The 26,562-nt window shown below is 60.1% G+C and carries 23 protein-coding genes, 2 tRNA genes and 1 pseudogene; 6 read left to right on the forward strand and 20 right to left on the reverse strand.

All coding sequences use genetic code 11. The annotated features are described in order from the left end of the window. Window positions 1-36 precede the first annotated feature (36 nt). On the forward strand, window positions 37-378 hold the full coding sequence (locus P0D84_RS10400; RefSeq protein WP_408335762.1) for a hypothetical protein: 342 nt from the start codon (window positions 37-39) through the stop codon (window positions 376-378). 125 nt (window positions 379-503) lie between these two features. Here the strand turns inward: P0D84_RS10400 and P0D84_RS10405 are convergent, their stop codons facing one another. From P0D84_RS10405 to tig, 8 genes are all read right to left on the reverse strand, one after another. Continuing rightward, window positions 504-2,441 carry a SurA N-terminal domain-containing protein gene (locus P0D84_RS10405; protein ID WP_408335765.1) on the reverse strand — a complete coding sequence of 646 codons (1,938 nt, stop codon included), beginning with the start codon at window positions 2,439-2,441 and terminating at the stop codon, window positions 504-506. Between the two features lie 86 nt (window positions 2,442-2,527). Next, window positions 2,528-2,604 (reverse strand) — tRNA-Asp (locus P0D84_RS10410). 41 nt (window positions 2,605-2,645) lie between these two features. Beyond that, window positions 2,646-2,721, reverse strand: a tRNA-Val gene (locus P0D84_RS10415). Window positions 2,722-2,865: 144 nt separating this feature from the next. Further along, complete coding sequence (locus P0D84_RS10420; protein ID WP_408335768.1) at window positions 2,866-3,138, reverse strand: HU family DNA-binding protein; 273 nt, start codon at window positions 3,136-3,138, stop codon at window positions 2,866-2,868. Between the two features lie 350 nt (window positions 3,139-3,488). Then, on the reverse strand, window positions 3,489-5,915 hold the full coding sequence (gene lon, locus P0D84_RS10425; protein WP_408335771.1) for an endopeptidase La: 2,427 nt from the start codon (window positions 5,913-5,915) through the stop codon (window positions 3,489-3,491). Between the two features lie 202 nt (window positions 5,916-6,117). Continuing rightward, a complete protein-coding gene (clpX, locus tag P0D84_RS10430) occupies window positions 6,118-7,389 on the reverse strand; it encodes an ATP-dependent Clp protease ATP-binding subunit ClpX (protein WP_020065906.1) in 1,272 nt (423 codons plus the stop codon). A gap of 183 nt (window positions 7,390-7,572) precedes the next feature. Continuing rightward, on the reverse strand, window positions 7,573-8,226 hold the full coding sequence (clpP, locus tag P0D84_RS10435; protein WP_007182010.1) for an ATP-dependent Clp endopeptidase proteolytic subunit ClpP: 654 nt from the start codon (window positions 8,224-8,226) through the stop codon (window positions 7,573-7,575). 192 nt (window positions 8,227-8,418) lie between these two features. Then, on the reverse strand, window positions 8,419-9,765 hold the full coding sequence (gene tig / locus P0D84_RS10440) for a trigger factor (protein WP_408335774.1): 1,347 nt from the start codon (window positions 9,763-9,765) through the stop codon (window positions 8,419-8,421). Between the two features lie 573 nt (window positions 9,766-10,338). Here tig and P0D84_RS10445 point away from each other — a divergent pair. Further along, the gene (locus P0D84_RS10445) at window positions 10,339-11,484 is read left to right on the forward strand and encodes a glycerate kinase (protein WP_408335777.1); all 1,146 of its coding nucleotides are present in this window, start codon (window positions 10,339-10,341) and stop codon (window positions 11,482-11,484) included. Between the two features lie 63 nt (window positions 11,485-11,547). Next, entirely contained in the window at window positions 11,548-12,000 is a 453-nt protein-coding gene (locus P0D84_RS10450) for a MarR family winged helix-turn-helix transcriptional regulator (protein WP_408335779.1), read from the forward strand. A gap of 306 nt (window positions 12,001-12,306) precedes the next feature. Here the strand turns inward: P0D84_RS10450 and P0D84_RS10455 are convergent, their stop codons facing one another. Further along, window positions 12,307-13,857: a DUF3999 family protein gene (locus tag P0D84_RS10455; RefSeq protein WP_408335782.1), complete on the reverse strand. Its 1,551-nt coding sequence runs from the start codon at window positions 13,855-13,857 to the stop codon at window positions 12,307-12,309. After that, a pseudogene (locus tag P0D84_RS10460) lies at window positions 13,854-14,027 on the reverse strand (DUF2339 domain-containing protein); the annotation flags it as partial. The gene P0D84_RS10455 and the pseudogene P0D84_RS10460, both read right to left, overlap by 4 nt. 171 nt (window positions 14,028-14,198) lie before the next feature. On the opposite strand from P0D84_RS10460, the gene P0D84_RS10465 reads away from it, so the two are divergent. Both P0D84_RS10465 and P0D84_RS10470 read left to right on the forward strand, forming a co-directional pair. Beyond that, a complete protein-coding gene (locus P0D84_RS10465) occupies window positions 14,199-14,492 on the forward strand; it encodes a hypothetical protein (protein ID WP_408335785.1) in 294 nt (97 codons plus the stop codon). A gap of 549 nt (window positions 14,493-15,041) precedes the next feature. Next, window positions 15,042-16,475, forward strand: coding sequence for a site-specific integrase family protein (locus P0D84_RS10470; RefSeq protein WP_408335788.1), 1,434 nt, complete (start codon window positions 15,042-15,044; stop codon window positions 16,473-16,475). Window positions 16,476-16,543: 68 nt separating this feature from the next. Here the strand turns inward: P0D84_RS10470 and P0D84_RS10475 are convergent, their stop codons facing one another. Next, complete coding sequence (locus P0D84_RS10475) at window positions 16,544-16,717, reverse strand: hypothetical protein (protein ID WP_408335791.1); 174 nt, start codon at window positions 16,715-16,717, stop codon at window positions 16,544-16,546. Between the two features lie 812 nt (window positions 16,718-17,529). On the opposite strand from P0D84_RS10475, the gene P0D84_RS10480 reads away from it, so the two are divergent. Then, a complete protein-coding gene (locus P0D84_RS10480) occupies window positions 17,530-18,018 on the forward strand; it encodes a hypothetical protein (RefSeq protein ID WP_408335794.1) in 489 nt (162 codons plus the stop codon). Window positions 18,019-18,864: 846 nt separating this feature from the next. Here P0D84_RS10480 and P0D84_RS10485 read toward each other — a convergent pair. From P0D84_RS10485 to P0D84_RS10525, 9 genes are all read right to left on the reverse strand, one after another. Further along, complete coding sequence (locus P0D84_RS10485; RefSeq protein WP_408335797.1) at window positions 18,865-20,622, reverse strand: hypothetical protein; 1,758 nt, start codon at window positions 20,620-20,622, stop codon at window positions 18,865-18,867. A 33-nt stretch (window positions 20,623-20,655) separates the two neighbouring features. Then, entirely contained in the window at window positions 20,656-22,119 is a 1,464-nt protein-coding gene (locus P0D84_RS10490; protein WP_408335800.1) for a hypothetical protein, read from the reverse strand. 500 nt (window positions 22,120-22,619) lie between these two features. Beyond that, window positions 22,620-23,549 (reverse strand): ADP-ribosylglycohydrolase family protein, encoded by a 930-nt coding sequence (locus P0D84_RS10495; protein WP_408335803.1) that lies wholly within the window; start codon window positions 23,547-23,549, stop codon window positions 22,620-22,622. 143 nt (window positions 23,550-23,692) lie between these two features. Beyond that, window positions 23,693-24,175 (reverse strand): hypothetical protein, encoded by a 483-nt coding sequence (locus P0D84_RS10500; RefSeq protein WP_408335806.1) that lies wholly within the window; start codon window positions 24,173-24,175, stop codon window positions 23,693-23,695. Window positions 24,176-24,183: 8 nt separating this feature from the next. After that, a complete protein-coding gene (locus P0D84_RS10505; protein ID WP_408335809.1) occupies window positions 24,184-24,522 on the reverse strand; it encodes a hypothetical protein in 339 nt (112 codons plus the stop codon). Between the two features lie 31 nt (window positions 24,523-24,553). After that, window positions 24,554-25,087, reverse strand: coding sequence for an HD domain-containing protein (locus tag P0D84_RS10510; protein ID WP_408335812.1), 534 nt, complete (start codon window positions 25,085-25,087; stop codon window positions 24,554-24,556). Between the two features lie 40 nt (window positions 25,088-25,127). After that, window positions 25,128-25,334, reverse strand: a complete 207-nt coding sequence (locus P0D84_RS10515) for a hypothetical protein (protein WP_408335815.1) — start codon at window positions 25,332-25,334, stop codon at window positions 25,128-25,130. 123 nt (window positions 25,335-25,457) lie between these two features. Next, window positions 25,458-25,865, reverse strand: a complete 408-nt coding sequence (locus P0D84_RS10520) for a hypothetical protein (protein WP_408335818.1) — start codon at window positions 25,863-25,865, stop codon at window positions 25,458-25,460. A gap of 18 nt (window positions 25,866-25,883) precedes the next feature. Continuing rightward, window positions 25,884-26,315: a hypothetical protein gene (locus P0D84_RS10525; protein WP_408335821.1), complete on the reverse strand. Its 432-nt coding sequence runs from the start codon at window positions 26,313-26,315 to the stop codon at window positions 25,884-25,886. Between the last annotated feature and the right edge of the window lie 247 nt (window positions 26,316-26,562).

Consider the following 26,562-nt stretch of genomic DNA (forward strand, 5'->3'; position numbering starts at 1 on the left):
CCCGGCTCGATTCTGAGCGACTTCTGAGGAGATAACGTGAAATATTTACCGTTAATCGCTTTGACCGTGGCAATTTCCGCATGCGCCGCTCAACCGCCTGCTGGTGTCCAATCCGTAGGTCAAAGCCAGCAACCGCCGAAGGCCGTCGGTACCTGCATCGCGCAAAAGTGGGCCGATAGCTCCCAACAGCAAGTCGTGTCGCAAAACACCTTGGCTAACGACCAGGCCATGGATGTGTATGTGCCGGGCCAGCAACCGCCTAACGGGGCAGCCGCCGTGGTACGTCCGTCGTACACCGGCCCGGGTTCGTGGGTCGGGTTCCGCGCGAATGGCGCTGCGGGCAGCGACGCCACCAGCTCGATCAGCGCTTGCCTCTAAGCGACTGACGGTATAACGGAGCCGAGAGCTTCCGGGTCAACCGTTTAACGAGCTTGCACTCGTTAAATACAAAAAGCCCCGCGATTGCGGGGCTTTTTGAATTTGCGTTGCTTACTTGCTTGCGCTTAGTCGCCGCTCGCCTGTGCGTTGCTGCTGTCGAGTGAACCGTAGAACTTCACCTTCGAACGGGCACGCAGCGCTTCAACATAAGCCTCTGCTTCGGACTGTGCGTCAACTTGCGCAATCTGCTGCTGGGCGGCAGCCAAACGCTGCGGATCGATCGGAGCACCCGCAACGACCGAGTTCACGCGGTAGATCGCATAGCCGTCGTTGCCGAGATCCACACCGACGTACGCAGGTAATTTTTGCGCGTCCGCTTTGTAGATTGCACTCAACGCAGCCGGCGGCACGCCTTGCGCATCATTGCGCGAAACCTTCAGCGGCGATGAGAAGCCCGTTGTGGCCTTCGACTTGTCGAACTCCGCCAGCTTCGCGATGCCTTCCTTGTGAGCTGCCTCGTTCGACTGAACCGCGATCACCTTCTGACGCACTGCGTCCTTGACGGCGTCGAGCGCCGGCACGGCCGCAGCCTTGTAATCGGTCACGCGTGCCGCGATCAGCGTGTTGCCGCCGACGTCGATCGCTTGCGTGTTGTTGCGCGCGGTGACCGCGTCGTTTGCGAACACAGCAGTCAGGAGCTTCGCGTTGTTCAGCGGGCTGTCAGGCGGCAGCTTCGGATCCGGCTGCGGCGTCACCGTGGCCGTTTGCAATTGCAGCTTGTACTTGTCGGCGGCAGGCTGCAGGCTCTTCGCCTTCTCGTAGACGATCGACGTGAAACCTTCCGAGTCGTCGGTGAATGCCTTGCTCGCCTGCTGCGTCTTCAGGTCTTTTGCGATCTGATCTTTCACTTCGTCGAACGGCCTGGTGACTGCCGGCTTCACGTCCGTAACCTTGACGATGTGATAGCCGAAGTCGGTCTGCACGATGCCGCTAACTTCGTCTTTCTTGAGACCGAACACGGCGTCGTCGAACGCCTGGCCGCCTGCGATCATGCCGCGACCGAAGTAACCCAGGTCGCCACCTTTCGACGCCGAACCCGGATCCTGCGAGTTCTGCAGCGCGATCTGCGCGAACTGGTCCGGGTGCGCCTTGATCTGTGCGAGCAGCTCTTCGGCCTTCTGCTTCGCCTTGGCCTTGTCTGCGGCGCTGGCGTCTTTCGGCGCGGCGATCAGGATGTGGCTCGCGCGCACCTGACCGTCCGTGCGATAGTGCGCGATGTTGTCGTCGTAGTACTTTTTCAGGTCGGCGTCGCTCGGCTGCACAGCAGCACCCAACGTTGCCGGCGACATCACAAGGTACTGGATCGTTGCCGTGGCCGGCGTCGCGAAATCATTGCGATGCGCGTCGTAATACGCCTGCAGTTGTGCATCCGTAGGCTGCACCTTCGCGGCATAGTCACGCGGATGGAACGAGATACCCTGCACTTCGCGCTGCTGTTCGGCGAGTTCGGTCAGATGCTGCGCGAGGGTGTTCGACGTGAAAGCGCTGCCTTGAATGCTCGCAGGCAACTGCTGCGTGGCGATGCTGTAACGCACACGTTCGTCGTATTGATCGGGCGTCATGCCCTGCATCGCGAGCAACTGCTTGTAACGGTCGACGTCGATCGAGCCGTCAGGATTCTTCAGCGACGAGATCACCGGATCGTTCAGCAGCACACGGCGCACGGCGTCGTCCGATGCGGTCAGATGCAGGCGCTGCGTCTCATCAGCCAGCACACGTTGCTCGATCAGACCGTCGAGCATCTCGCTACGGCGCTCCGGCGTATCGAACGACTTCATGTCGAACTGCGCGCCGAGCATCTGACGAGCGCGGTCGAGCTGCTGACGCATCGCGTCGTCATACTCTGCGCGAGTAATCTTGTGACCGTTGACGCTGGCGACGTTTGCACTTTCGTCAAAGAAGCCGCGGAAGCCTTGAATACCCACAAAACCCAACCCCGGCACAATGACGAGGATGAGCATGAACATCATCAGGCGTTTGTGATTGCGGAAAAAATCGAGCATGCGTGAGGGGTGCCAAAAACAGAACGCCCGATCTTACAACAGCGGGCAATAAAAAAGGCGAACCGTAGTTCGCCTTTCGAGGATACTGGCGGAGTGGACGGGACTCGAACCCGCGACCCCCGGCGTGACAGGCCGGTATTCTAACCGACTGAACTACCACTCCTTATACTGCAACTACGCTGAAACACTTAACGAATCTGAAACTGGTGGGTGCTGAGAGGCTCGAACTCCCGACCTACGCCTTGTAAGGGCGCCGCTCTACCAACTGAGCTAAGCACCCGTTTCAAGATTCAGTGTGCTTCTGCCTTTGCTGCCTGATTTATCAACTGGGTGCCTCAACTGCATCCAACCGATGCGACACCAGGTCACGCCGAATTCACCGCACTTCTTTAGTGAATCCGCAATTCCTCAAGCAGCAAGCCCATTAGTTTAGCGCATCCTTCAGAGCTTTGCCAGGCCTAAATTTAGGAACCTTTGCCGCCTTGATCTTGATCGCGTCGCCCGTGCGCGGATTGCGTCCCGTACGCGCGGAACGCTTGCCGACGGCAAACGTTCCGAAACCCACCAAAGTCACCGACCCGCCTTTTTTCAACGTACCTTTGACGCCACCGATCACCGCATCCAATGCGCGGCCCGCCGCGGCCTTCGAAATATCGGCTTCATGTGCAATGTGATCGATCAATTCCGTTTTATTCATTCCAACCCCCGAGAATGTTTATGGCTGATTATGGCAATCGTGACGACGCTCTATAGCGCCTGACATCACGCGGCTGCGGGCAACGCCGAGCCGACTCATTAGAATTGGCCGAAACCCTTGTGTCAACCGGGGTTGAGCCTGATTCGAAAGATTCTGAGGGGCGGTTCTATAACCAAATCTTGCCGCGAATCGCTGCGCGCATGATCAGTCGGCAACGCGGAATGTCTATTGCTCAAAAGTTGGGATTATCTGCGTTTCAAACGCACTCTTCGGTAGCTCGCCGACAATAAAAAACCCGCGACCAGGGTCGCGGGTTTTTATACAGCAAACAGCGTTCGCTGCTGACTACCTTAGTGCTTCACGACGTCCGTCGCCGCGCCGTCCTTGCCGGGCTCAGCCGCTGCGACAGGCGCCGCCGGCTTCGGCTCTTCGTCCGGCAATGCCTGAGGCACACGTTCGAGCGCCAACTCGAGCACCTTGTCGACCCATCGGACCGGCACGATTTCGATTGCGTTCTTCACGTTGTCCGGAATCTCCGTCAAGTCCTTGACGTTTTCTTCCGGAATCAGCACCAGTTTGATACCGCCGCGATGCGCTGCCAGCAGTTTTTCCTTCAGGCCGCCGATCGGCAGAACTTCGCCACGCAACGTGATTTCGCCCGTCATCGCGACATCGGCCCGCACCGGAATACCGGTCAACACCGACACCAGCGCGGTTGTCATCGCGATACCCGCCGAAGGACCGTCCTTGGGCGTAGCGCCTTCCGGCACGTGAATGTGAATGTCCTGCTTCTCGAACGCTTCGTCCTTAATACCGAGACGGCGCGAACGCGAGCGAACCACCGAGCGCGCAGCTTCGACGGATTCCTTCATCACGTCGCCGAGCGAACCGGTACGGATCACATTGCCCTTACCCGGCATCACCGCGGCTTCAATGGTCAGCAAATCGCCGCCGACTTCCGTCCACGCAAGACCCGTGACCTGGCCAACCTGATTTTCCTTCGCAGCCAAACCGAAGTCGTACTTGCGCACGCCGAGGAAGGTGTCGATATTGCTGCCGTCGACCTTCACCGCGCCTTCCGCCTTCTTCAGCAGAAGCATCTTCACGACCTTGCGGCAGATCTTCGAAATCTCACGCTCGAGCGAACGGACGCCCGCTTCACGCGTGTAGTAACGAATGATGTCGCGGATCGCGGTTTCCGTCACATCGACCTCGCCATCCTTGAGGCCGTTGTTCTTCTTCTGCTTGGGCAAAAGATAACGTTGCGCGATGCTGACCTTCTCGTCTTCCGTGTAACCCGACAGACGGATCACTTCCATCCGGTCGAGCAACGGCGGCGGAATGTTCAGCGAGTTCGACGTCGCCACGAACATCACATCCGATAGATCGAAGTCGACTTCGACGTAGTGATCGGCGAACGTATGGTTCTGTTCCGGATCGAGCACTTCCAGCAAAGCCGACGACGGATCGCCGCGGAAATCCTGACCCATCTTGTCGACTTCGTCGAGCAGGAAGAGCGGATTGCGCACGCCGACCTTGGTCAGGCTTTGCAGAATCTTGCCGGGCATCGAACCAATGTACGTACGACGGTGACCGCGAATCTCTGCTTCGTCACGCACGCCACCGAGCGCCATACGTACAAACTTGCGGTTCGTAGCGCGAGCGATCGACTGACCCAGCGACGTCTTACCGACACCCGGAGGCCCAACGAGGCACAGGATCGGCGCCTTGACCTTGTCGACACGTTGCTGGACCGCGAGATACTCGAGAATGCGTTCCTTCACTTTCTCGAGACCGAAGTGGTCTTCGTCGAGCACGCGTTCCGCATTCGAGAGGTCGTTGTTGACCTTGCTCTTCTTGCGCCACGGCAAGCCGATCAGCGTGTCAATGTAGTTGCGCACGACCGTCGCTTCAGCCGACATCGGCGACATCAGCTTGAGCTTCTTCAGCTCGGCGTCGGCCTTCTTCTTGGCTTCTTTCGGCATGCGGGCAGCCGTGATGCGCTTCTCGAGTTCCTCGAGATCCGCACCTTCTTCGCCTTCGCCCAGTTCCTTCTGGATCGCCTTGACCTGTTCGTTCAGGTAGTACTCGCGCTGGCTCTTCTCCATCTGGCGTTTGACACGCCCGCGGATGCGCTTTTCGACCTGCAGGATGTCGATCTCGGCTTCGAGTTGCGCGAGCAGATGCTCGAGGCGCTCGATGACCGGGAACATTTCGAGGATGTGCTGCTTCTGGTCAAGCTTGAGCGGCAGGTGTGCCGCGATCGTGTCGGCCAGACGGCCAGCCTCGTCGATACCCGACAACGACGTCAGGATCTCCGGCGGGATCTTCTTGTTCAGCTTCACATACTGGTCGAACTGCGACACGATCGCGCGGCGCAGCGCTTCAGTTTCAGCGCTGTCGGCGTGGTCGGGTTCGAGCGGCATGACTTCGCACGAGAACTGCGTTTCCTGTTCTTCGATGGAAAGCGTTTTCGCGCGCTGCAAGCCTTCGACGAGCACCTTAACGGTGCCATCGGGCAGCTTCAGCATTTGCAGGATGTTGGCGATACACCCTACTTCGTACATGTCCTTTTCGGTCGGCTCATCTTTCGCAGCCGTTTTCTGGGCGACGAGCATGATGTGCTTGCCGCCTTCCATCGCTGCTTCGAGAGCCTTGATCGACTTCGGGCGGCCTACGAAGAGCGGAATCACCATGTGCGGGAAGACGACTACGTCACGCAGCGGGAGCAGCGGGAGCGTAATGCGTTCCGGCGGAAGGAGTTGGGTTCCTGACATTTCATTTCCCCATGAGTGGAATCAGTTCGTTCGATAGGTGAGGCCAGCAAAAAAGATTGCAAGCCTGCGCGTGTGGGAAAAGTTCAGTGACTCCGAAGGTTCAGTGACTCCATAGTGAAAACAACCAGGCTGACCACACGATAAACGAAAAAAGCCGTTCACGTTGCCATGAACGGCTTTTTTTGCAGAACCCGAAAGCCGATCAGTTCGAACCCGCCACTTTAGGGGCGTCTTCGTAGATCAGTAGTGGTTTGCCGTCGCCGTCAATTACGTTGTCGTCAATGATAACCTTGCTAACACCTTTCATTTGCGGCAGGTCGTACATCACATCAAGCAACGCCTGTTCCAGGATCGAACGCAGACCGCGGGCGCCCGTCTTGCGACGGATCGCCTTACGTGCAACAGCTTGCAACGCAGCCGGGCGAATTTCGAGCTCGACGCGTTCCATGTTGAACAGCTTGTGGTATTGCTTCACCAAGGCATTCTTCGGTTCGACGAGGATCTTCATCAACGCCGTTTCGTCGAGCTTGCCGAGCGTAGCCACCACCGGCAGACGGCCGATCAGTTCAGGAATCAGCCCGAACTTGATCAGATCTTCCGGTTCGACTTCCCGCAGCACTTCGCCGGCGTCGCGATCCTGCTTGCTCTTCACACTTGCGCCGAAGCCGATACCGGTCTTCTCGGTCCGGTCGACGATGACCTTCTCGAGGCCGTCAAACGCTCCACCGCAAATGAACAGGATGTTGGTGGTGTCGACCTGGATGAAGTCCTGATTCGGATGCTTACGGCCACCTTGCGGCGGCACCGACGCCATCGTGCCTTCAACCAGTTTCAGCAAGGCCTGCTGGACGCCCTCACCTGATACATCACGGGTGATCGACGGGTTGTCGGACTTGCGGCTGATCTTGTCGATTTCGTCGATGTAGACAATGCCCCGCTGGGCCTTATCGACTTCGTAATTGCAATTCTGCAGCAGCTTCTGAATGATGTTCTCGACGTCTTCGCCGACGTAGCCGGCCTCCGTCAGCGTGGTTGCGTCGGCAATGACGAATGGCACGTTGAGAAGGCGCGCAAGCGTCTGCGCGAGCAAGGTCTTGCCGGAACCGGTCGGGCCGATCAGCAGGATGTTGCTCTTGGACAGCTCGATCTCATCCTTCTTGTCGAGGTGCTTAAGGCGTTTGTAGTGGTTGTACACCGCGACCGCGAGAATCTTCTTCGCGCGTTCCTGACCGATCACATACTGGTCGAGAATTTCACGGATTTCCTGCGGACTCGGCAGATCGGACTTGGACAAGCCCGCCTCGATGCCCGCACCTGCAGCCTCATCGCGGATGATTTCGTTGCACAGGTCGATACATTCATCACAGATGAACACCGACGGGCCGGCAATCAGTTTTTTGACTTCATGCTGGCTCTTGCCGCAGAACGAGCAATACAACAGCTTCTCGCTGTTAGAACCTTTCTTGTCCGCCATAGATGTGTGAGCCTCCGGGCACTCGATTACATGATACGCCGTTTGCCCTAGCCTCGCAGTTTGGGCGCGGCAGGGCTTGAGCCACGAAGACGGCGTTTGCCGCAGGCGCTCGGACGAGTCTTGATTATTTCACAACCGATCCGACGACGGCCTCGCCCCTTTTTGGGGCAAGACCGCACCGGATCAAGGACGCTTGTGCGCTACCTGGTCAACCAGACCGTAAGCTTGCGCATCGTCGCCGGACATGAAATTGTCCCGATCGGTGTCGCGTGCGATACGTTCGACTGGTTGGCCGGTGTGGTGTGCGAGCAGATGATTCAGCCGTTCCTTCAGGTACAGGATTTCGCGCGCCTGGATTTCGATGTCTGACGCCTGGCCACGCGCGCCGCCCAGCGGCTGGTGAATCATCACGCGCGAATTCGGTAATGCAAAGCGCTTGCCCTTCGCGCCGGCTGCCAGCAGGAACGCGCCCATGCTGGCGGCGAGCCCCATGCACAGCGTCGACACATCCGGCTTGATGAACTGCATCGTATCGTAGATCGCCATCCCGGCCGAAACCGAACCGCCCGGGCTGTTGATGTAGAAGCTGATGTCCTTGTCCGGGTTTTCACTTTCAAGGAACAACATCTGCGCGACCACCAGGTTAGCCGTCTGGTCGTTCACTTCGCCGACCAGGAACACGATACGTTCCTTCAACAGACGCGAATAGATGTCATACGAGCGCTCGCCCCGGCCGCTCGTTTCCACGACGATCGGCACCAGTCCGAGCGCCTGCGCTTCGAGATCCCGGGACGACTGGGAGGTCAACGTGTCCAGCATTTGGGCGCGAAAGGTCATGCAATGGATCCTTGTCTGGAAATATTCTAAATATTAGATGCTAGACAGGTGTGGTCGACGAGCCCGTATTCAAGTGCGCGATCAGTGCACGCGCGCGATGCAACATCACGCAAAACGCAATACACATTCACAACACAAAAAAACGGCGTGCGGGCCGTCGCTCCGACAGCCGGCACGCCGTTGCAGCGACGCTTATGCTTGCGCCGTTGCGCTTGCCAGTTCTTCGAAGCTTACTTCCTTGTCCGTCACCTTGGCCTTGCTGAGGACGAAATCGACGACGTTGGCTTCAACGACGTACGCTTCCATTTCGGCAAGACGTTGCTGGTTGGAATAATACCAGCGGACGACTTCCTTCGGGTCTTCGTAGCTTTTCGCGAATTCGTCGACTTCGGCACGAATCTGCTCCGGCTTCGCTTGCAGCTCATTGGCCTTGACCAGCTCGGCCAGCACGAGGCCCAGCTTCACGCGGCGCTCAGCTTGTTCCTTGAACATTTCAGCCGGGATCGGTGCGTCTTTGGCGTTCGGCACGCCGCGCTGCTCCAGATCCTGACGCGCCATACCGACGAGGCGCTCCTGATCCTGCTCGATCAGCGCGTTCGGCACGTCCAGCTCCGAAATCCTCAAGAGCGCGTCCATGACCTGGTTCTTGACGATGGCTTGCGTACGGCGCTTGGCTTCCCGTTCCAGGTTGTCTTTGATCTCGGCGCGCATCTTGACCAGATCGCCGTCTTCGATACCCAGCGACTTCGCGAATTCAGCGTCGATTTCCGGCAGATGCGGCCACTCGATCTTCTTCATGGTGATCGTGAATTGCGCGGTCTTGCCGGCGACTTCTTTGCCGTGATAGTCCTCAGGGAATGCCAGATCGAATTCCTTCGACTCGCCGACTTTCAGGCCCAGTGCTGCTTTTTCGAATTCCGGCAGCATGCGGCCTTCGCCCAGCACGAATGCGAAATCTTCTGCGCTGCCGCCCTGGAACACTTCACCTTCGATCTTGCCGACGAAGTCGACCGTTACGCGGTCGCCGTCTTTCGCCGCCACGTCCGCGCCGCCGTCACCGTGCTCGCCGGCTTCGCCGCGAGCGTGGAAGTGCACGCGCTGCTTGCGCAGGATGTCCAGCGTGCGGTCGATTTCCGCTTCGCTGATCGTGGTCGTGGTGCGTTCGATTTCAGCCGTGGCGACGTCGCCCAGCTTCACTTCCGGATAGACCTCGAACGTCGCGTCGAACGCGTAGTCGCCTTCAGTAGCATCGGCCTTCGGCGCGAAGCTCGGCTGGCCGGCAACACGCAGGTTTTCGGCGCGGCTGATGTCGAAAAATTCCTTGCCGACCCTGTCGCTCAGGACTTCAGCTTCCACCTGACCCGAATACTGTTGCGTCACCATCTTGAGCGGCACCTTGCCCGGGCGGAAACCCGGCATGCGCACGTTCTTCGCGAGTTGACGGATACGCGAGTCCACTTCCTTCTGCACGGCGTCCTTCGGCAGGGAAATCGTTACGCGGCGTTCGAGCTTGCCGAGGTTTTCAACAACGTTAGCCATGGCTTCAATCGTCCTAAAATTATTCGAGCGAATCAGTTATCTTCTCGTGCCGCTTTTCGATGTCACGTTGACGTTCGTTTAGCATCGATTGCGCGCCTGCGCCGCGGGCTTGCAGGCCGCCGACAGCACGGTTGGGTCCAAAGAGCCGAATATTTTAGCAAACTATTTGCGCGCTTAGCCGGGATTCGATGATTGCGTGCATTTTTGTCGGTGTTCGGGCCGCTTTCCGCGCTGTTTTTCGCCTGTTTTGCAGCTCGCCCGTGGCTGTTCAGTGGCTGCTTTCCAATCAGTCCCTGCCGGTTTGCAGCGTTCTGCGTCAGGTTAGTTAATTTGGTAACACGCCCTTCATCGGTGCCGCTGCCGCCGCAAGCGCGCGCAGGCAAGAGCGCCGCGTTCGCCGCGCGCGTTCTCGCCATGATTTCCGCGCGCCCCGCTGCGGACGATCCCGGCTATGCCGTTCGACATATTCAGTCGGCGCGCCCATGCTGATAAGCTAACGGACGTGCTCGGGGCTGCGCCTGCATCTATTCATGTCACCCGCCCTCGTAACGACTCCAACCATTCAGAGACACCATGCCGAATTCGCTGTCCTCGCCCGTCGTCGTCATTGCTCCAGATTCCTTCAAAGGTTCGCTCAGCGCCGAACAGGTCGCGCAGGCGATTGCATCCGGCATCCTGCGCGCCCGGCTGGATGCCGAGGTGCGCATCTGCCCGATGGCCGACGGCGGCGAAGGCACGCTCGACGCGATGCTCACGAGCGGCGGCGAGCGCCGCAAACTGAGCGTGCGCGGCGCGGCTGGTCCGGTGCGGGAGGCACTCACCGGCCTGCTTGCGGACGGCAGCGCGATCATCGAAACGGCGGAAATCGTCGGCATCACCGATCCGGTGGGCATGGGCGTGCCGGTCGAGGCGCGCAGCACGCGTGGCATGGGCGAAGCGATTCGCGCATTGCTCGACGTCGGCGTACGGCGCTTTTTCGTCGCACTCGGCGGCAGCAGCACGAACGACGGTGGCGCCGGCTTGCTGGCCGGCCTCGGCCTGAAACTTTTCGACGCGCAAGACCAGGAACTCGACGCGACGCCCGAACAGCTTGCCCGGCTCGCGCGTCTCGACGTGTCGCAGCTGGACGCCCGCCTCGCGGACACTCAGTTCGTCGGCATGTCGGATGTGGATAACCCACTCACCGGGGATCACGGCGCGACCGCGGTGTTCGGCCCGCAAAAGGGTGTGAAGCCGGAACAGATTGCCGCTATCGATACCGTCCTCGGCCGCTTCGCCGATCTGTTGGAGGCGGCGCTCGGGCGCACGGCACGCGACCAACCCGGCGCGGGCGCGGCCGGTGGTCTCGGCTTCGCGCTGCACATGCTGGGCGCGCAGTTCGAGCCGGGCGCGGAAACCGTCGCGCGTCAGATCGGCCTGGACGCGGCGCTTGAAGGCGCGACCTGGCTGATCACCGGCGAAGGCCGCTCGGACGTGCAAACACTACACGGCAAAGCGCCGTTCATCGCTTGCCGTCATGCGCAGGCAGTGGGCGTGCCGGCCACGCTGCTGTCCGGCGCGGTCGATTCAGCGGCGCTGCCGCGCCTCGCCGAACACTTCAGTGGCTGCTTTTCGCCGGCCCCCGGGCCGATCACGCTCGAAGTGGCGATTCGCGACGCGGCGCGTTTGCTGGCGGACGAGGCCGAACAATTGACGCGCCTGAAATACGGCGCGCGTTGACCGGCGGGACGGTTGCGGCAACAATCACAGCGCCACAACCGCTTCACTCATCACGGGAAGACCATGAAGGCCTCCGCCAAAGCAGGACTCGAGCAGTTCCTGACGTACCGTTTGCATGTCCTGAACAAACTCGCCGAGCGTGGCATCGGCGAGCGCTATCAGGACAAGCTCGGCGTGACGTTGCCTGAGGCGCGGGTAATTGCGTCAGTGGGCTCGTTCGGACCGTTTTCGATCATGGAATTGGCGCGGCATGCCAACCTGGACAAGAGCCAGGCCAGCCGTGCGGCCGAGGCATTGATCAAGCAAGGACTCGTGAAACGCGATCCGAGCGCCGAAGACGGCCGCGTCGTGCTGGTATCGCTCACCCCGGAGGGCCGCGCGCTCTATCGCAAGGTGATGCCGATCGCCCGTAAGTGGAACGGGGATATGTTCCACTGCCTCGACGAACAGGAGAAGCTCGCGTTCGGCCAGGCGCTCGACAAGATCATCAACACAATGGCGGAGCGCGAGGAGTAAGCAATGGCATCCCGGCTCGGGGCGCATCTTCCGCGCTGCGCGATTGCTCGCTTCGATCCTCGCTGCGGACCGCATCTTGCGATTCGGCCCCGCCGGTCATTGCGCCGGTCATGCCCACGAGAGCACATTCCCGCAATGCAAATCAATCTCTCGGCACGTCCCAATTTTTCGATTCCGTGCAATCCGTTCCGCCGAGATACCCCTGCGGCCGAAGTCAGCTCTTCCTGTGCCTTGAAGCACGCATGCCCGGCGCGTCCCAAACTGTCGTTCTGTGCAGTCTCGCGCCGAAAAACCACCGCGCCGAAATCAGTTCTTTCCGGAGCCCTGACCGTCAGCACCGGCAATGCCTGCATCTTTCACCGTAGCGCCCGCTGTGCCTGATCCGCCGGGCACACCACCGGCCAATCCATCCGCTTCGCCTACGCCACCATTCGTGCCACCCGCGTCACCACTCGTATCGCTCCCGGCGGCCAATCCCCTAGCCACCCCACCAGCCCGCGGCTGGACCCGAGCGCCACGCGCAAGCCGCCAGGCGATCGCCCCAAGCGAGCCGACCGCCAGCAACAAGGCCGCCCACAACATGTAGCGCCGCATCGCATCGGGGTCGTTGCCGGGCGACTGCGCGCCGGCCTCCTGGCCAACGGGCAGTGCCTCACCCAGGCGCGCCGCCACGGCAACCGACGAAGCGCCCATCAGCAGATCCGCCCGACTCACCGCCGACGACACCGCGGCCGCACTCCCCACCGCCAGCGTGAAAGGCGTGGCCCCGCGCGCGACGAAAGTAAGTGTCGCCGGACGCCAGCCCGCGGCAATGGTCAACGTGCCGCTTCCCAGCCCGCCGTTGCGCGTGTCCACCACCACGCGCCACTGACGATCCGTGTCAGGTGCCAGTTCAAGCGATGGATTGCTTTGCTCCGCCGTGCCGTTGTGCAACCGGAATAGCGTCGCGCCCGATACTTGCCGCCACGCCGCCTCCAACCCCGCACGCGAGTAAACGACGGCGGGCGCCACGGTATTCGGCTGTGGCAAATCCAGGCGCAATCGATCGACAGGATAGGGCCCGCCAGTCGCGAAAAAATACTCGCCGGGTTTCGGCCCCGCGTGTGCGGCGATGCCTTCGCGCCATTCCCGTTGGCTATTCGCGCGTTGCGCGGCGCCGGTGCTGGCCGCCTGCACCTGAGCGTCGATCGACTCGATGTACGGCGAGCCGTCAAGCCAGCGCAAACGCAGGTAACGCGCGCGCATGCCGTTCAGTTCGATGCGGTCCTGGCTCAGCGTGCTGCCGTTGTAGTTGACCTTGAGCAGTTGCGCCTCGCCGGCGGGTCGCCAGTTGCGCAAATCGTCGCTCGCTTCGACGCTGACACGCCCCTGGTAATTGTCGTCGCGCACATGTACGACCAATGCGTCCACCTGAGTTTCCCCTCGCGTCTCGCGCCCGACGTCGACCAGGTCCACGTCATGTTGCGCCCGGGACGGCGGGGCCGACGTCGCACGTAACGAACCGTCGGCTGCAATCGTTACGCCGAGTGGCACCCCGGTGCGGCCGGCAGCCGTGGCCGGCAGCGGAAACCAACCCACTGGACGCAGCGTGGGCGATGTCCGGGCGGGCTCGTGCGGCGTCTCGAGCGAATACGGTACGGGTTCGCCGTCGCCATTGAGCACGCGCACGTCGCCAAGATCGCTGCGCTGGCTGGCCGCATAGACGGCAGCCGGAAGCGTCACGGTGTAATGGGCCGCACCGCTTTCAAGTTCGAGCGCAAAGCGCTGCGAAAAATGATCGGCCGCCACGGCTACCGTCGACACCCACACGGCGGCGATCGCAAGGCACCACCCCGTCACGCTGAAGACACGTTTCATTGCCCGGTTTCCAAAACCGCCGCCTTGGGCGGCAACGACGAAAAGTAGCCAATCAGCAGCAACATCAAGCCGCTACCGATGAACGACACGATCCGCTCGATACCCGTCACGTGAGACAAGTCGAACAGGAACAGCTTGACGACGGCCGCCGCCAGCAATCCACCGCCGATGATTTTGCCGGCATATCGCTTAACGGATTAACTGTGCTGAAAACCATCACCGCGCTTTGCGTCCACGCCGCTGCGCGAGGCAGCAGCGTTCGCGGCAACCCGTCAACCGTGTCAAAATTCGGGATCGGCCACCGAGCCTTCAATCTCCCACATTTCACCAAGGAAGTATCAGTGGACATCAACAAACAGGTAGCGGCTCTCACCGCCTCAGAACTTCAAACCGCCGGCGCGAGCCAGGCAACCGCGATCGCCGTCAGTGTGCTGCTGCGTCATCTGCGCTCGCCTGAACTGGTAAAACTGTTGTCGTCGGCGTTCGAGAACCATCAGGCGGTCATGCTGCAAACACCGTGGCCCGATCAGATGCTGCAGGCGTTCGAATCGACCCGCCGGTTTCTGGAAGGCGCCGCGCAAGCCGAGTTGCCAGGCACACAAGCGGATCAACAATCGCCGGCGCCGGGCGCCTGAGCACGGCCGGGCCCGCGCGGCCTGACGCAAATCACTTGAAAAACAAAAAACCCCGTCAGTCCAAAGACTTAACGGGGTTCTCTGCTACATAGGAATGGTGCGAGGGAGGGGACTCGAACCCCTACACCCTTGCGGGCGTCAGGACCTAAAACAGCTACCGAAATATAAACAGGTCAGTGCAAATTCCTCGCTGTGAGACGTATGGCCTGAATCCCTTATCCAGCAAGGCTCTTTTTATATTTTCGCCAACTTTCGCTTGCGAGACGAAGCGGGACACCAACTTTAATTGATGAATCCAAGGGCCATTTGACGGTCGTTTGTGAGTGCAATCACATCTCGCAGCATGTATCGCACGAGACGCCTTGCGATACACCCATTTTGCCCCCAAAATTGCACCTCGTCTCGTACGGCTGCGAGACGGCCTGAATTCAGACAGTTTACAGGCTGCGAGACACCTAAAACATAGACACCTTCGCGAGCGAGACCATGCCCGTTATAACGATGACTCCCGATGACGTTGCGGCTTTCAAGTGCGACGCCGGCAAGCGTATGACCATTTACTACGATGCCGCACTCAAAAACGAACTGCTGCTGCGCGTGATGGCAACCGGAACCCGAACCTGGCTGGCCGAGTGCGACAATGCGCTCGGAACGCGCGTACAGCGCCGGATTGGCGCCTATCCGCAAATGGACCTGCCGACCGCGCGCCGCGAATGCGTACGGGTCAGCGCCGATATTGCCGCCGAGGGTGCCGAAGGCGTGTCGGACCTTTCCCGAAAGACGCTCCTTCAAATTCTGGAGGACTGGCGCAATACAACGCACCCGAAGGATTCGACGCTGCGCACATACGAGCGCGTCCTTAAAACGCACGCGACGGAATGGCTGCACAAGCCGTTGCGCCTGCTGACACGGGAATGGCTAACGGCAGCTTGCAGGCGTATCGCCGAAGACCGCCAGGCACCTCGGCAGTCTGACCACCTGTTTCAGACCATCCGCGCGCTCGCGAATCACGCAAAACTGCCGTCAAATCCGGCCGCTGGGATGCGCAAGCGCGTGAAGCAGTCAAAAGTCGAGGGGGCGCGACCGCTATTTGCAGGTTCGCTGCGCAGCCTCTTTGATGCAATTGACATGCTTGACCCCTACCCCCGAGCCTACTTCTACACGCTCCTGTTTACAGGGTTTCGAAGCGAAGGTGCACGGGCTATGGAGTGGCATCTGTTAAAGCTGAAGCCGGATGGCTCGACGTATCAGTTAATGGCAGAGGCTGTTGGTTTTAAAAAAGGGGGAGGCTGGGAGTATCCGCTGCACCCCTTCCTTGCAGAAGAACTTCGCAAACTGCGGGAATACCACTCGAAGCGCGGTTTTGGCTCTCAATACCTGTTTCCGTCGCTGTCGTCACGGGATACCACCGAAGTGACGAAAAACGCACGGTCAAAGCGCGGATACGTATATCACTACAACGGCTCGCTGGACCGCCTGCGCGAGCTGACGGGGATGCCCGAGTTGCGCAACAATGACTTCCGAGACACGTGCGGCAGTTATTCGATGGCACTCTTTGGTAAAAATATGATTACCGAAAAGCTGCTCGACCATCGTGTCGAGGGCACTAATGTATCTGCCCAAAACGTGGGGCTTTTGTACGTGTCGGCGCTGCCGCGCTCGTTCGAGGCCTCGGCGCAAGTGCGGAAAGCCTGGGCTGACCCCAGCGAAGCATGGCGGCCGTTCATTGAGGCGTATGGCGATGCGCTGCTGATGCTTGCCGGGCGGCTGAAGGAGCGCGACATGTCGCCGTATCAACTCGACTTGTGGAACACGAAAGTCAAATCCGTGTTCCGTGTCGACCAGGACTTTCAGCTGGAGAGTGGTTTTTCGACCGAGCGATGGCTCGAGTTCGTCGCTCAGGCGCCGCAAATGGCGCTCAACGCGGACACGGCACATGACATCGCGGAGCGTCTCGGTGGGCTGCCTAAGCAGTTGGCGTGACAGTCATCTGCCGCAAGTAAAAACGGCCCCGTTGGGCCGTTTTTGTGTCGGGCTGGTACAGCCAATGCTCAAGCCTGGTCGATGAGCGTGTCGCTGACGCCGCCCGGCCGACGGCTCAGGCCGAGCGCTTTGTCGACGGCAGCCTTGTCGGTCGTCGACATGCGCTTCGAAAACTTGATGAAGTCGGCGTCGGCATCAAAGAATGCGCGCAGCACCTCCTCTATCAGCTCGCCACGTTCCACTGGCGTTTGATAGGCCTGTGCGTAAAAGACGCAGTACTGCTCAATCTGTGAATTGTTTCAGCGCGGGCATTTTGTTACCTCGAGGGAGTGTGTGGTTGTGGCGTGCCGGCGTTCACGCGCTGCGTTCACTCCCCGCAGATAGCCTATAGGCACCTCCAAAAAACCACCCTCCCGGTGTTGCCCCCTCTCCTGCACATATTCCGCGTTCTGCATGCAGCAGAAAAAGCTCGCAATGCGCACCTAGCGAATCCCTGCGTCAGGGCAAGCTGCTTGCGCAGCTCCGGCTGCGCCTGTGCTCAGTCGACGTCCACGCCGGCGCGCAGCTCAGACTCAGCGGAGAGCAGTTCGAGCGCGGTCAGCTCGTCCTTGAGTGGCGCGCAGCAGCGCGCGTGCGTGCCGTGCAGGAGTGACACCCTTAGCCGGGCGGGCGAAGTCCAGCTCGCCGGTAAAGTTGCTGCACAGCTTGCGAAAATCGGCGGCGCTCAGCTCGGCGTCTGCGATGCAGCCACTGCGGGCAGTGTCGAGGCGCGCGATGGCCTGTCCAATTGAGGTCAGACGTGATGCCGAGGCTGTCGAACAGGGTGCTGCGGTTGTCGCCGGTACCAAACGGGTGGCGGCCAAGCGTACGACACCCGTCGGCGGGTTAAACCCGGCCGCCTTTGCTTTTGATTTGATATCAACAGGCGCAGCCAAGAGCCTCCGTATCGCGCAACGGACAGTCCCCCTCGCTTCGCTCGCTCCTGCGCTACGTGCACACCCAAATTGCACGCAATGGTGGGCCTCTTCAGTGCGCAAGCAAGCCCCTCCCGTGTGTGGCTGTCCTCAGCGGCTTCGCCGCTTGTTTGATTGCAAAGACGGCACGAGAAGAAGCCCTGTCCTCCGATATCAATACAACCTGCCTTGACACCAACTCTCCCGGCGTGCGCACGGTGCTGCACATGTCGCCAGCGGTCATGGCGGCAGCTGTCATGTCCGCACAAAAATGCGGCCTCGGCCTGCGCGAATGGCTGGACCGCGCTGTCGCCAGTCTGATTGCCGACGACCACCCCGAGGGCGCGGCGCCGTGGTCAGTTCAAGCTGCCGACCTTTTTGCAGATGTCGCGAATTGCTCCCCAGAGCTGTTGCATGGGCGATGGGCGCTGCTTTACGAACATGTGGGACTAGAACGACAGCTTTGGCATCAGCCGGAGCAAACGGCGCTAAAGATGGACGACGGCGAGCTGCCGGGGGCTCCATACATAGTGCCGGCACGGTTGCGGAAGGCGTGGCCAAGGCTAGTAGCGAACGTCTTTTGCCTGTAGACGCATGGGGGCGCGACGACGCACGCCTCTTCCCGCTCGGCGAGGATGCGCTCAAGCATGCATGGGCGCGGATGACGGCGCGGTCGCGACTGGACGAGTTGCATATTCACGACATGCGGCACGACAGGATTTCGCGCGTCGCGGCGACGGGAAAGTTTTCGCTAGTGGATTTGCAGGCATTTCCACGGCACCGCGACATGCGCATGCTGCTGCGCAACGCGCACCTGTGCACAAGGCAGCTCGCCGAGGCTCGACGCCGCATTTGGAGTGAAGGCAAAGTCCTCGGACCTGACGGTCGTGCATCGCGGGCGCCGCCGCCTCCGTACCGGAAGTGGGCTCACGCTGGCGGCGATTGCCGGAGATTTTGACCAGCAGTCCGCGTCAGTATTGGTCGATGGCAGTGACGATACGGAAGCGCCGACACAGGCGAACGTCCTTCCGTTCCGGCGCGCGCAGGCATGATGTGGTCTCGCTTTGGCGGCTCGCGCCGCCTTAGCCAAACGTTTCGTTACATTCGTTACCCTGTGGCTGGACAAGAACACGCAGCCCTCCACCGCCGCCCAGCCCGTACCTGCGATGAAATCGCGCAATCAGGGTGCAGAGCCAGCCGGGACGACGAACCCGCCACATCCGTGGCGGGTTTCTTCGCGGAGCCCTGCGACGGCTACCAGTTATAGTCAAGCTTTGCGCGCTCCACTGTCACTTCCGGGGCGGCGATACAGACCCGCCCCACTCGTGTGAGAACAAGCGTCGCCTTTGCGTCTATGCGATGCCCAGAATACGGCAGCCGACACGCGCCCGACCGCAATGCCAGTTTAGAGTACATCGCAAGCCGCTTGCCGGTGCTCATGCTCCCGTAATCTGTAACCGCCCGGCGACGTAAGACGGGCGGGTCGCGCGAATCCACTGCTCCGGTGCATCGTCGGTCGAGGGAAGTTCTTCCGCGGCCCCACCAATCGCGACTGCCAGTTGGGGATACACCGGACGCATTTCCTCGGCATCCCGGCTAATCCATTCCGGTGTCGCATCCACTGGCATGCGCTGAATCTTGCGCCCCCGGACTTCGACATAGCCGCGCCCCAGCGCGGCTAGCATCGGTAAGCTGGAGCTACCACCGGTCAGAATGACCTGCAGGCGCACGGGGTCCATGGTGAGGTAGTCGAGGTAGGTGTCGTCCACTGCATCAAGTGCTTCGCGGAATCCCTGTTCCAGACGCTCCGCGAATTTGAGCACCGGCCCCCAACTGCAAAATTCCTCTCGCGTGATAATCCCAGACGTGCTGTCGGAGAGCCTGTATTCGAGTTTCCCGGTTTTGAATAGCAGTTCCTTAAGCACGCGAATACGGCGGCGCAGGTCGAGCGCAACTATTCTGCCCTGCAGGGTGGTCGCATCAATCGAGTCCCGGTCCATGATGAACTTCTGCAGCAGTTGGTCAATCTTGTCGCCCGCGTAATTGAGCCCCCGCACGGATGCCGCGACCTGAAATACCTTTGGTTCATCGAGGCTCTGATTGCGGAGCGCGAAGAACAGGCCAAAGTCAGTTGTTCCTGCACCGGCATCCACCACCATGTAGGCGTCAATGCGATTCTCACTGACCTCAATCGGCGTCGCAGCAACGGCGACAGGCTCGGGCACGCCCTCAGCCACCAGATGGTCGGGGCGCTCACCGTGACGCTTCAACGCATCAATCGCAGCCTTCAGCCGTGAAACGGGTATGCCACCGGCCCACTGCCCGGAAAAGGTATCGGCGAGTACCTGGGCCTCAGCTAGGAGACCCTTCATCAGGCTATCAACCCATTGCGCCTGCTGCTGGTCCTTGCCGCAGGGGCGCGCAAATCTCCGGCGGACGTAGCGGGCGTCCGCCTTGCCTTCGACGTCCCGCGCGACAAGGCTGACGCCCGTCATGTCCGTCAGAAAGGCCAGATAGGCGCGCAGCAAATCGCCTTCCGTCAACCTCACATCCGTCGGGTTATACGTCTTCGGCAACAATTCCGCATCCAGATTGCCGTCCTCGCGGAAACTCAACCAGCTCTTGATTGAATCAAGCCGCTCACGACCGGCCTCCTGTGCGTTGATACTCTTCTCGATTGCCTCGTAACCGAAGTACGCCTGCCCGTCATCGCCAATAAAAACCGATGAAGGCAAGGTGTAGCCCTCCTTTCCCGCGGCCTTTCCCAGTTCAAGGTCCAGATGGTCGCCCCCGCTAGACGTAGCGAAGGCCTTGGACATCGCGGTGCCGAAATCCAGGCAGAGCAATACATCGCGCCCGCTGGGCGCTTTGTGCTGCAGGGAATCGAGCACCAGCTCCACCTCAGGCGGGGAAGCGTAGGACGGGACGGACGCGGTACCGGCTGCCGCCGCTTGTCCGGACGCACCCCAATCCTGCGTCGTTCCGCTTGGCCCAGATGAAGCGGGACGCTCCGGTGAAGTCGCACGCGCTTCTTCTGCGGGCGCATCCGCCGCGGCGGGCGCCAACTCCCCGATAAGGTAGTGGACCGCAAGAGCCAGTGCGTCGCTTTCGGGACCGGAGATGGTCCCGACCTGCTGGTTCTTCGTCCGGTCCAGCAAACTCGCCAGCAGATAGCCAGCAATCTTCTTGTCCATCTGGTCCCCTTCCTCTTTTTGCAAAACAACGATTTATTCGACAAGGCCCTTGAGCAGTACGTCCCCGACCGCACCATCCCCGCGCGTCCTGACGACGGCTGGCTGCCGGACCACCATACGCGCCCTAGGGCTGTCGCCGACCACCTCAAAGAACTTGGGCGACACCTCCACCTCCTCTCCGGGCGTGCCGAGCAACTGAACGTTGCGCAGGGCAGCGACCTGCTCCACCTGCACGGCCACCTGTTTGACACGGTCGAGTAGGCCCTGTGTGGGAGACACGAGCGAGGGTTCGAAAATCTCCAGACCCGAAAGTAGTTGCCCACGCACCCCGTCACTGGCATGACGCGCCAGCCTTGCTGCCTCAAGGGCGAGTCCAATGGCAGCATCCGCGCTGCCAGCCTCGACCTCGACAGCCGCAACGCGTAAGTCACGCTCGAGTCGGACGCGTCCGGTGTCCAGCCAGACACGCACATCTTCATCGAGCTCTGGATGCCGCGCTGCCAGGTTCTTTGCGATGACGCGGGCACGTTCCGGGTATTTGCACAACACGTCGAGCTGCTCACGCAAAGGCTGGTTCCGTTTCCCCTGCCGCCCGAGCAGCAGGAGTGCTTCGGTGACATCCGTCACTAGGCGCTCAAGCGGCGTCGCCAGGTCGTCTGGCCAACCGCTTCCACCGAAGAGCCGCCGACAATAGCTGACAACCTGGTACATCGTCGGCTCCGCCACGACCGAAAAGCGGGTTCTCACGATGTCATGAACGGTTAGCAGCACCTCTCGGGTGAGCTCGGTCTTCGCCTTGTCATCCTGCGGCTTGCCAGTGGCGTTCAATGGCCCCGTGACCAGCGATGTAAGAGCCTGTCCGGGGTCTGCTCCCGCCTCCAGGTCCGATTCGACCAGCGCCATACGAAGGCTGGAAAGGGTTCGGGTCAGTCTCCTCGCCAATGAGTCGCCCGGAGATTCGGTCACGGGCTTCACTCGCACGAACGGCTGCGACAGCGCAATCAGCGCGTCGGCCAGCGTGCGCGAACGGGACAGCAATGCGCCAATGAGCTCCGTGCGTGCCTTTTCACCCTGCTCCTCGTCAGCAACGGAGCGGGCCAGATAGTCCGGCAACCACGTTCGGTCAAAGAGTGCACAGGCACGAGCAACGTTGAGCCGGGCGTCCGCGTCCTGCAGGAGCGACAGCGCTGGCAACTCGTTGGCAAAAGCAGGCTCGAGCGCCTTAGTGACGTCGGGCAGCCATCGCTTGACGACCTGGGCGAGCCGAATCGACTCGGCAATCGCGACAAGGCGGAGCCGGTCATCCGGATGCCGGCAGGCATCGTGAAGCAGCCGGTCCCGCCCCGCGATGACAGCCGGATGCTCCGCCTCCTTCGGCAGAAACTTCACGGCAATCAGGCCTGTCAGGGCATCGCGTCGCTGTTCCGGTGAAACGTCACCCGCGAACGCGGCGAGCAGCTCGGCGCTTTTGGCGTTGCTTGATGAGGCATCTGACATCGGTTATTCCATATGACTCTTGAAGGCCGATATTGTACGGTTCGGAGCGCAGTCCGAACCTGGCGGCTTTCATTTCGTCGCCTGATGCTTGCCCGGGCGATACCGCGCGCGCACACCGGACCAGAACGAGTCCCAGATGGCATTGATTTGACTACGAATTTCACCAGTGAGCATGCGGACACTTCCCTATTTTTTCAAAACCGATTTCGCCAGCGCAGCGCGCGAAACCAAAACCTGAGATTGCTATCATGGTTAGCTAGCCTCGCACGACCTAGAATGCCAGCGCGCACTGGGCGCGAGTTCAAGCTCGCTTAACGCGATACACCGTTCCAAGCAGGCGTGTGGTCTCGGTGAACGGGCGGCGCCCCGCACGACAATTTATGGCCTTCTCGGGATAACGGCGCCGCAGATAGGAACTTGAAGCTCTAGCTAGTCTATCCAGCCGCGGACGAAGTGCACGCCAGTATCCGGGTTGGGCGTTGCAAAGAATTCGCCGCTCGCTAGGCATTTGCAAAAAGCCGTTCCACGAGTTCCTCGCCCTCTAATGCATCCCGCCATCGCTTCGGGATGGAGTCGTACCCGTACAGGACGCCGGCCAGGCCTCCAGCAATGCAGGCAGTAGTATCCGTGTCGTTGCCGAGCATGATTGCCCGGCGCACACATGACTCATAGTCCGTTGTCGTCAGCAGGCAGTCTATCGCTGACCACAGGCTGTCCACAACGTAGCCCGACCCGCGAGACGGCTCGGAACGAGCACCAAGCACCAGCCGCAATTCGTCGTCATGCTCGGTGTCGGCGAACCGCCGAAAGAGTTCTTCCTCTGCGCGACCTACTGCTTCCATTGCAGACAGGCCGCCGAGGATGCCGGCGCCAACGACAGCATAGAGCGCACAACACAGCTGCGAACGTATATGTCCGTGTGTCACCACGCCCTGACGCATCGCCAACTCGACGACCTCATCCAGCGAGCTAGCAGCGAATATGACGGGCAAGCATCGCATAAGCGCACCATTCCCGTTATCTCGTTCACCGCTCGGACCGGCCTTGCTTGCATCGACGCTTTTTTGCAACGCGCCGAGGGCACGTCGCGTCTGGATGCCGACATCGAACACCTTGCCGTCAGGGGTCATGTGCCCAGTTTCGTACCATGCAAGCAGTTGACTGGCGAAATCCGCGAGGTTCAAGGATGCATCCCGACGCAGGCTGTCCAACAAACACAACGCTTGCGCGCCGTCATCACTCCAGGTACCAATGGGAACACCTGAATGCGCACGTCGAAACCCTTTCGGTGGCTCCATCTCGATTTCGTGCTCGTCCGGTATTTCGGAAGCGTCGTGAAACTCGTACGGAACTCCGAGCGCGTCGCCAACCAACAAGCCGTAGAGGCCGCCGCGGATGCGTTCCGAACGCTCTAGATTACGATTGGTCATGCTGGTCTCCATTGTTACTGCGTGGGGAAGGGGAACATTGGCCCCGGTGTGGCAGATGGATTCGCCTCGCCCCGTCGCGGGCATCTTTTCTAATAAGTACCGTCATGCGGCCTCTTGTATTGACTTCATGGTTACTTCACGTGTCACGACTGCGGCTCTGACTCTTTCGTCCTTTCCGGTTCCGCCCCAGCTACGCTCGCATCCTCTTGTTCAAGCAGCCCCAACCCTGCTGTCAAATCCCCTTCCGGCACCCGACACTCCGGGCAAAAGACGGCGATTTCCTTCTCATCGAGTATGCGCATTGATGCCAGCCACGGCTGCGACACATCCTCCAGCTCGCCAATGTAGAGCGTGTAATGCGGCTGGGTTCGGTCCACCGGCTTCCGGCAATCACAGCACGTTGCGACCAAGTGCAGCGGCTGGTAAAGCGGATGGAGCCCCGCTGTAATCGGCTCCTCCATGGCCTCCCAACATTCTTGTCCGCAGAAGGTCATCTCCTGTAGTTCATACAGGACAGTAATGGTTTTCGTCTCGCCGTCGAGCGATACCTTTTGGGTACGGGTGTAGAAATTGTGAATGCGGGAGCCCAGTTGCTCCCCGCAGACGTGGCAACGGCCCAATTGCATGACTCTCCTTATTCCTTGCGCTCAGCAAGAGCTCCAGCGGTCCTGAAGTAGCTCCCCCCATAGAAGTGCCACGGCCGTGAATGAAGGAACTCCAAAACATCCTTGGTTGAATGAAGCTGAGCAAGCTCAGCGTCAGTTACCGGCGCCAGATGCCAACGGCCGGACTCGCTAAATGCCGGCCACTCGTCGTAATGCCGCAGCCATTTCATGCCACACATTGAGCAGCCGAACAGCTCAACGTCGCCAGCCGTCACGTCAGTATTCAACCTGTCGCCTCCGGGCAGCAGAATTCTGATGCCGTAATCAAGCGGCAAAGTCATGCACTTGCAGTCAGTTCTCTCAATCATCTTTGTCCTGTTGGCTGCGGTGGGCACGAATTTACTTGGCCAGTGCCTCTTTGCCGGCGCGATACACCTCGTCGAACAACGCTTCCAGCCCCGGATGAGCGCCGCGCAGCGCATCGACGACAGCCTTCGCCCAGTCGAAGTATTCCTGCTTCCGTTCAAGAGACCAGTCCGCCGGGGGATTCGTCGCGATGTCCCGCAGATTGCAAATCTTGTCGGCGAGCTTGACGAGCTTGGCACGGCGGCTGATATGAGCGGCGTGTTCGACCTGCAGGCGCTTGCGCTCTGCTTTCGGTAGAGTTTTGTCGTCCGTGACTTCCATGACGATGTCCGCCACGTCCTTGCCGAACAGGCGCAACAGTTCCTGCTCGGTGGTCTCCGTGTCTTCGATGGTGTCGTGCAGGACCGCAGCTATCAGAACGCGCTCGTCCTCGACGCCGGCCTCATTGGCCAGCACATTCGCGAGAGCAATCGGGTGGTTAATGTATGGAGATGCCTCATGGTCCTTGCGTCGCTGATTGCGGTGCTTGTCCGCAGCGAAGGCAATGGCGCTGATTAGAGTGTTCATGTCGGGTCTCGTGGGATGATTGATAACGTTGCGTATGCGACTATTTGACCGTTCGCCAAATCAACGCGGCGAGCTGGTTGCCCGTGCCGACAATCCGGAAATGGCTGTCCCGGGTCTTATCAGTCCTCGAGTCGTACTCGCCGACGCGGTTAAAGTGGGCGTCCCGCCCGACCTGCTTGCCGCTCGAATCGGTTTCGATGCTGCCAATAACCTTGAAGTGGTCATCCCGCAGATATTCCTTGCTCATTGCAATCCCCCGTAGTTGGTCAGGTATCGTTGCGTTCGCGTTGGTCCCAAACCGAGACCCTTTCGCGCACCCAAGCCAGTCTATGTCTCAGTCGAGACACTTAATGTCTCGAAACAAGTTGAATCAGAAACTCTCGGCCCACCGCTCCCAGAAGCCCGGTTCGTCGTGGTGCGCGTTCTTCATCGCGTCCTGAAGGGGCACGACGTAGAACTTCACGTCGTCGAAGCGCATGCTGCCAGCTGAGTGCTCGAGAAATGCCTGTACTTTCTGATACTGCGGGTTGGTTTCGTCGAACGGAACATCGATGAAAACCTTCCCGGCGTACGACCGCATCGTCGTTTCAGACGCATACCGGCCACACTCCCGCCACGGTATTGACTCATCGTCAAACCATTGCAGAATGCGTTTTCTACTGTCCAGACTCTCGTAATTCTCGTAGAACGGACGGGACCCCCGCACAAAAGCGAGGTAGAGCACGTCTCGCTGAAGCTTCCTTGCGATAGCATCGATGTGTTCAAGCAACGCCGGCATTCCTCTTCACCTCGCTTGTTATGGCTCAAGTCTTGTGTGTCGCATGTTCGTCATGTTGTGCAAATAACCTGCTGCTTGGGCGCAGGAAGCACAGAGCGTTCGGAGGTATTGGCTACCCGCGCCCTCGCGCAAGGTTCCTAGGGAGCCGCACAATTCACATGTGCGTACGCTTTGCCGTTCGGCGTCGGCAACCCCGTCCGGGACGTTGGCCGTCACCGAGCCTCGACAATAAACGCGCAGCGCCCCAAACTTCTCTTTGACCTGGACCACAACAAGGTCGGCGTTGCCCGACCTACGCGCTTCGCCCTCAAGCCTGCTGGACAGCTGCGCGATGAGGTTGTACCAGCCGTCGCCGCACTCGAAGCGCTGCCCATCTCCGAAGCGCGGCTCAAGCAGCCGATAGATGGTCGGATGCTCTATCAGAATAGATTTTTCAAGGTCAAGGTTCATGGCTGAGGTCGTTTCCGTTGTTTGCTTTCGGCCCCACCCTACCCGTCTGCTTCCGACCGGATTTGGTTTGGTTTGGCTTGGCTTGGCTTGGCTTGGCTTGGCGCTGACGATGCCTGCGACCGCGAATGATTGCAGGCAAACGAGACAGTTTTCGTCTCACTTCTCCCAGCATTCCGCTGGAATCTTCACGCTCCGCCACGTGTGCCAAGTAAGACGCAAAGTGTCCTGAATTTTCCGTACAATCCTT

The organism is Paraburkholderia sp. RL17-337-BIB-A, assembly GCF_046025895.1.
GTDB lineage: Bacteria > Pseudomonadota > Gammaproteobacteria > Burkholderiales > Burkholderiaceae > Paraburkholderia > Paraburkholderia fungorum_C.

Bases quoted from the DNA above. Each gene is read 5' to 3' on its own strand.
- P0D84_RS10405 (WP_408335765.1), bottom strand. From the start codon at position 2,441: ATGCTCGATTTTTTCCGCAATCACAAACGCCTGATGATGTTCATGCTC.
- P0D84_RS10420 (WP_408335768.1), bottom strand. From the start codon at position 3,138: ATGAATAAAACGGAATTGATCGATCACATTGCACATGAAGCCGATATT.
- lon (WP_408335771.1), bottom strand. From the start codon at position 5,915: ATGTCAGGAACCCAACTCCTTCCGCCGGAACGCATTACGCTCCCGCTG.
- clpX (WP_020065906.1), bottom strand. From the start codon at position 7,389: ATGGCGGACAAGAAAGGTTCTAACAGCGAGAAGCTGTTGTATTGCTCG.
- clpP (WP_007182010.1), bottom strand. From the start codon at position 8,226: ATGACCTTTCGCGCCCAAATGCTGGACACGTTGACCTCCCAGTCGTCC.
- tig (WP_408335774.1), bottom strand. From the start codon at position 9,765: ATGGCTAACGTTGTTGAAAACCTCGGCAAGCTCGAACGCCGCGTAACG.
- P0D84_RS10445 (WP_408335777.1), top strand. From the start codon at position 10,339: ATGCCGAATTCGCTGTCCTCGCCCGTCGTCGTCATTGCTCCAGATTCC.
- P0D84_RS10450 (WP_408335779.1), top strand. From the start codon at position 11,548: ATGAAGGCCTCCGCCAAAGCAGGACTCGAGCAGTTCCTGACGTACCGT.
- P0D84_RS10455 (WP_408335782.1), bottom strand. From the start codon at position 13,857: ATGAAACGTGTCTTCAGCGTGACGGGGTGGTGCCTTGCGATCGCCGCC.
- P0D84_RS10470 (WP_408335788.1), top strand. From the start codon at position 15,042: ATGACCATTTACTACGATGCCGCACTCAAAAACGAACTGCTGCTGCGC.
- P0D84_RS10485 (WP_408335797.1), bottom strand. From the start codon at position 20,622: ATGGACAAGAAGATTGCTGGCTATCTGCTGGCGAGTTTGCTGGACCGG.
- P0D84_RS10490 (WP_408335800.1), bottom strand. From the start codon at position 22,119: ATGTCAGATGCCTCATCAAGCAACGCCAAAAGCGCCGAGCTGCTCGCC.
- P0D84_RS10495 (WP_408335803.1), bottom strand. From the start codon at position 23,549: ATGACCAATCGTAATCTAGAGCGTTCGGAACGCATCCGCGGCGGCCTC.
- P0D84_RS10500 (WP_408335806.1), bottom strand. From the start codon at position 24,175: ATGCAATTGGGCCGTTGCCACGTCTGCGGGGAGCAACTGGGCTCCCGC.
- P0D84_RS10505 (WP_408335809.1), bottom strand. From the start codon at position 24,522: ATGATTGAGAGAACTGACTGCAAGTGCATGACTTTGCCGCTTGATTAC.
- P0D84_RS10510 (WP_408335812.1), bottom strand. From the start codon at position 25,087: ATGAACACTCTAATCAGCGCCATTGCCTTCGCTGCGGACAAGCACCGC.
- P0D84_RS10515 (WP_408335815.1), bottom strand. From the start codon at position 25,334: ATGAGCAAGGAATATCTGCGGGATGACCACTTCAAGGTTATTGGCAGC.
- P0D84_RS10520 (WP_408335818.1), bottom strand. From the start codon at position 25,865: ATGCCGGCGTTGCTTGAACACATCGATGCTATCGCAAGGAAGCTTCAG.
- P0D84_RS10525 (WP_408335821.1), bottom strand. From the start codon at position 26,315: ATGAACCTTGACCTTGAAAAATCTATTCTGATAGAGCATCCGACCATC.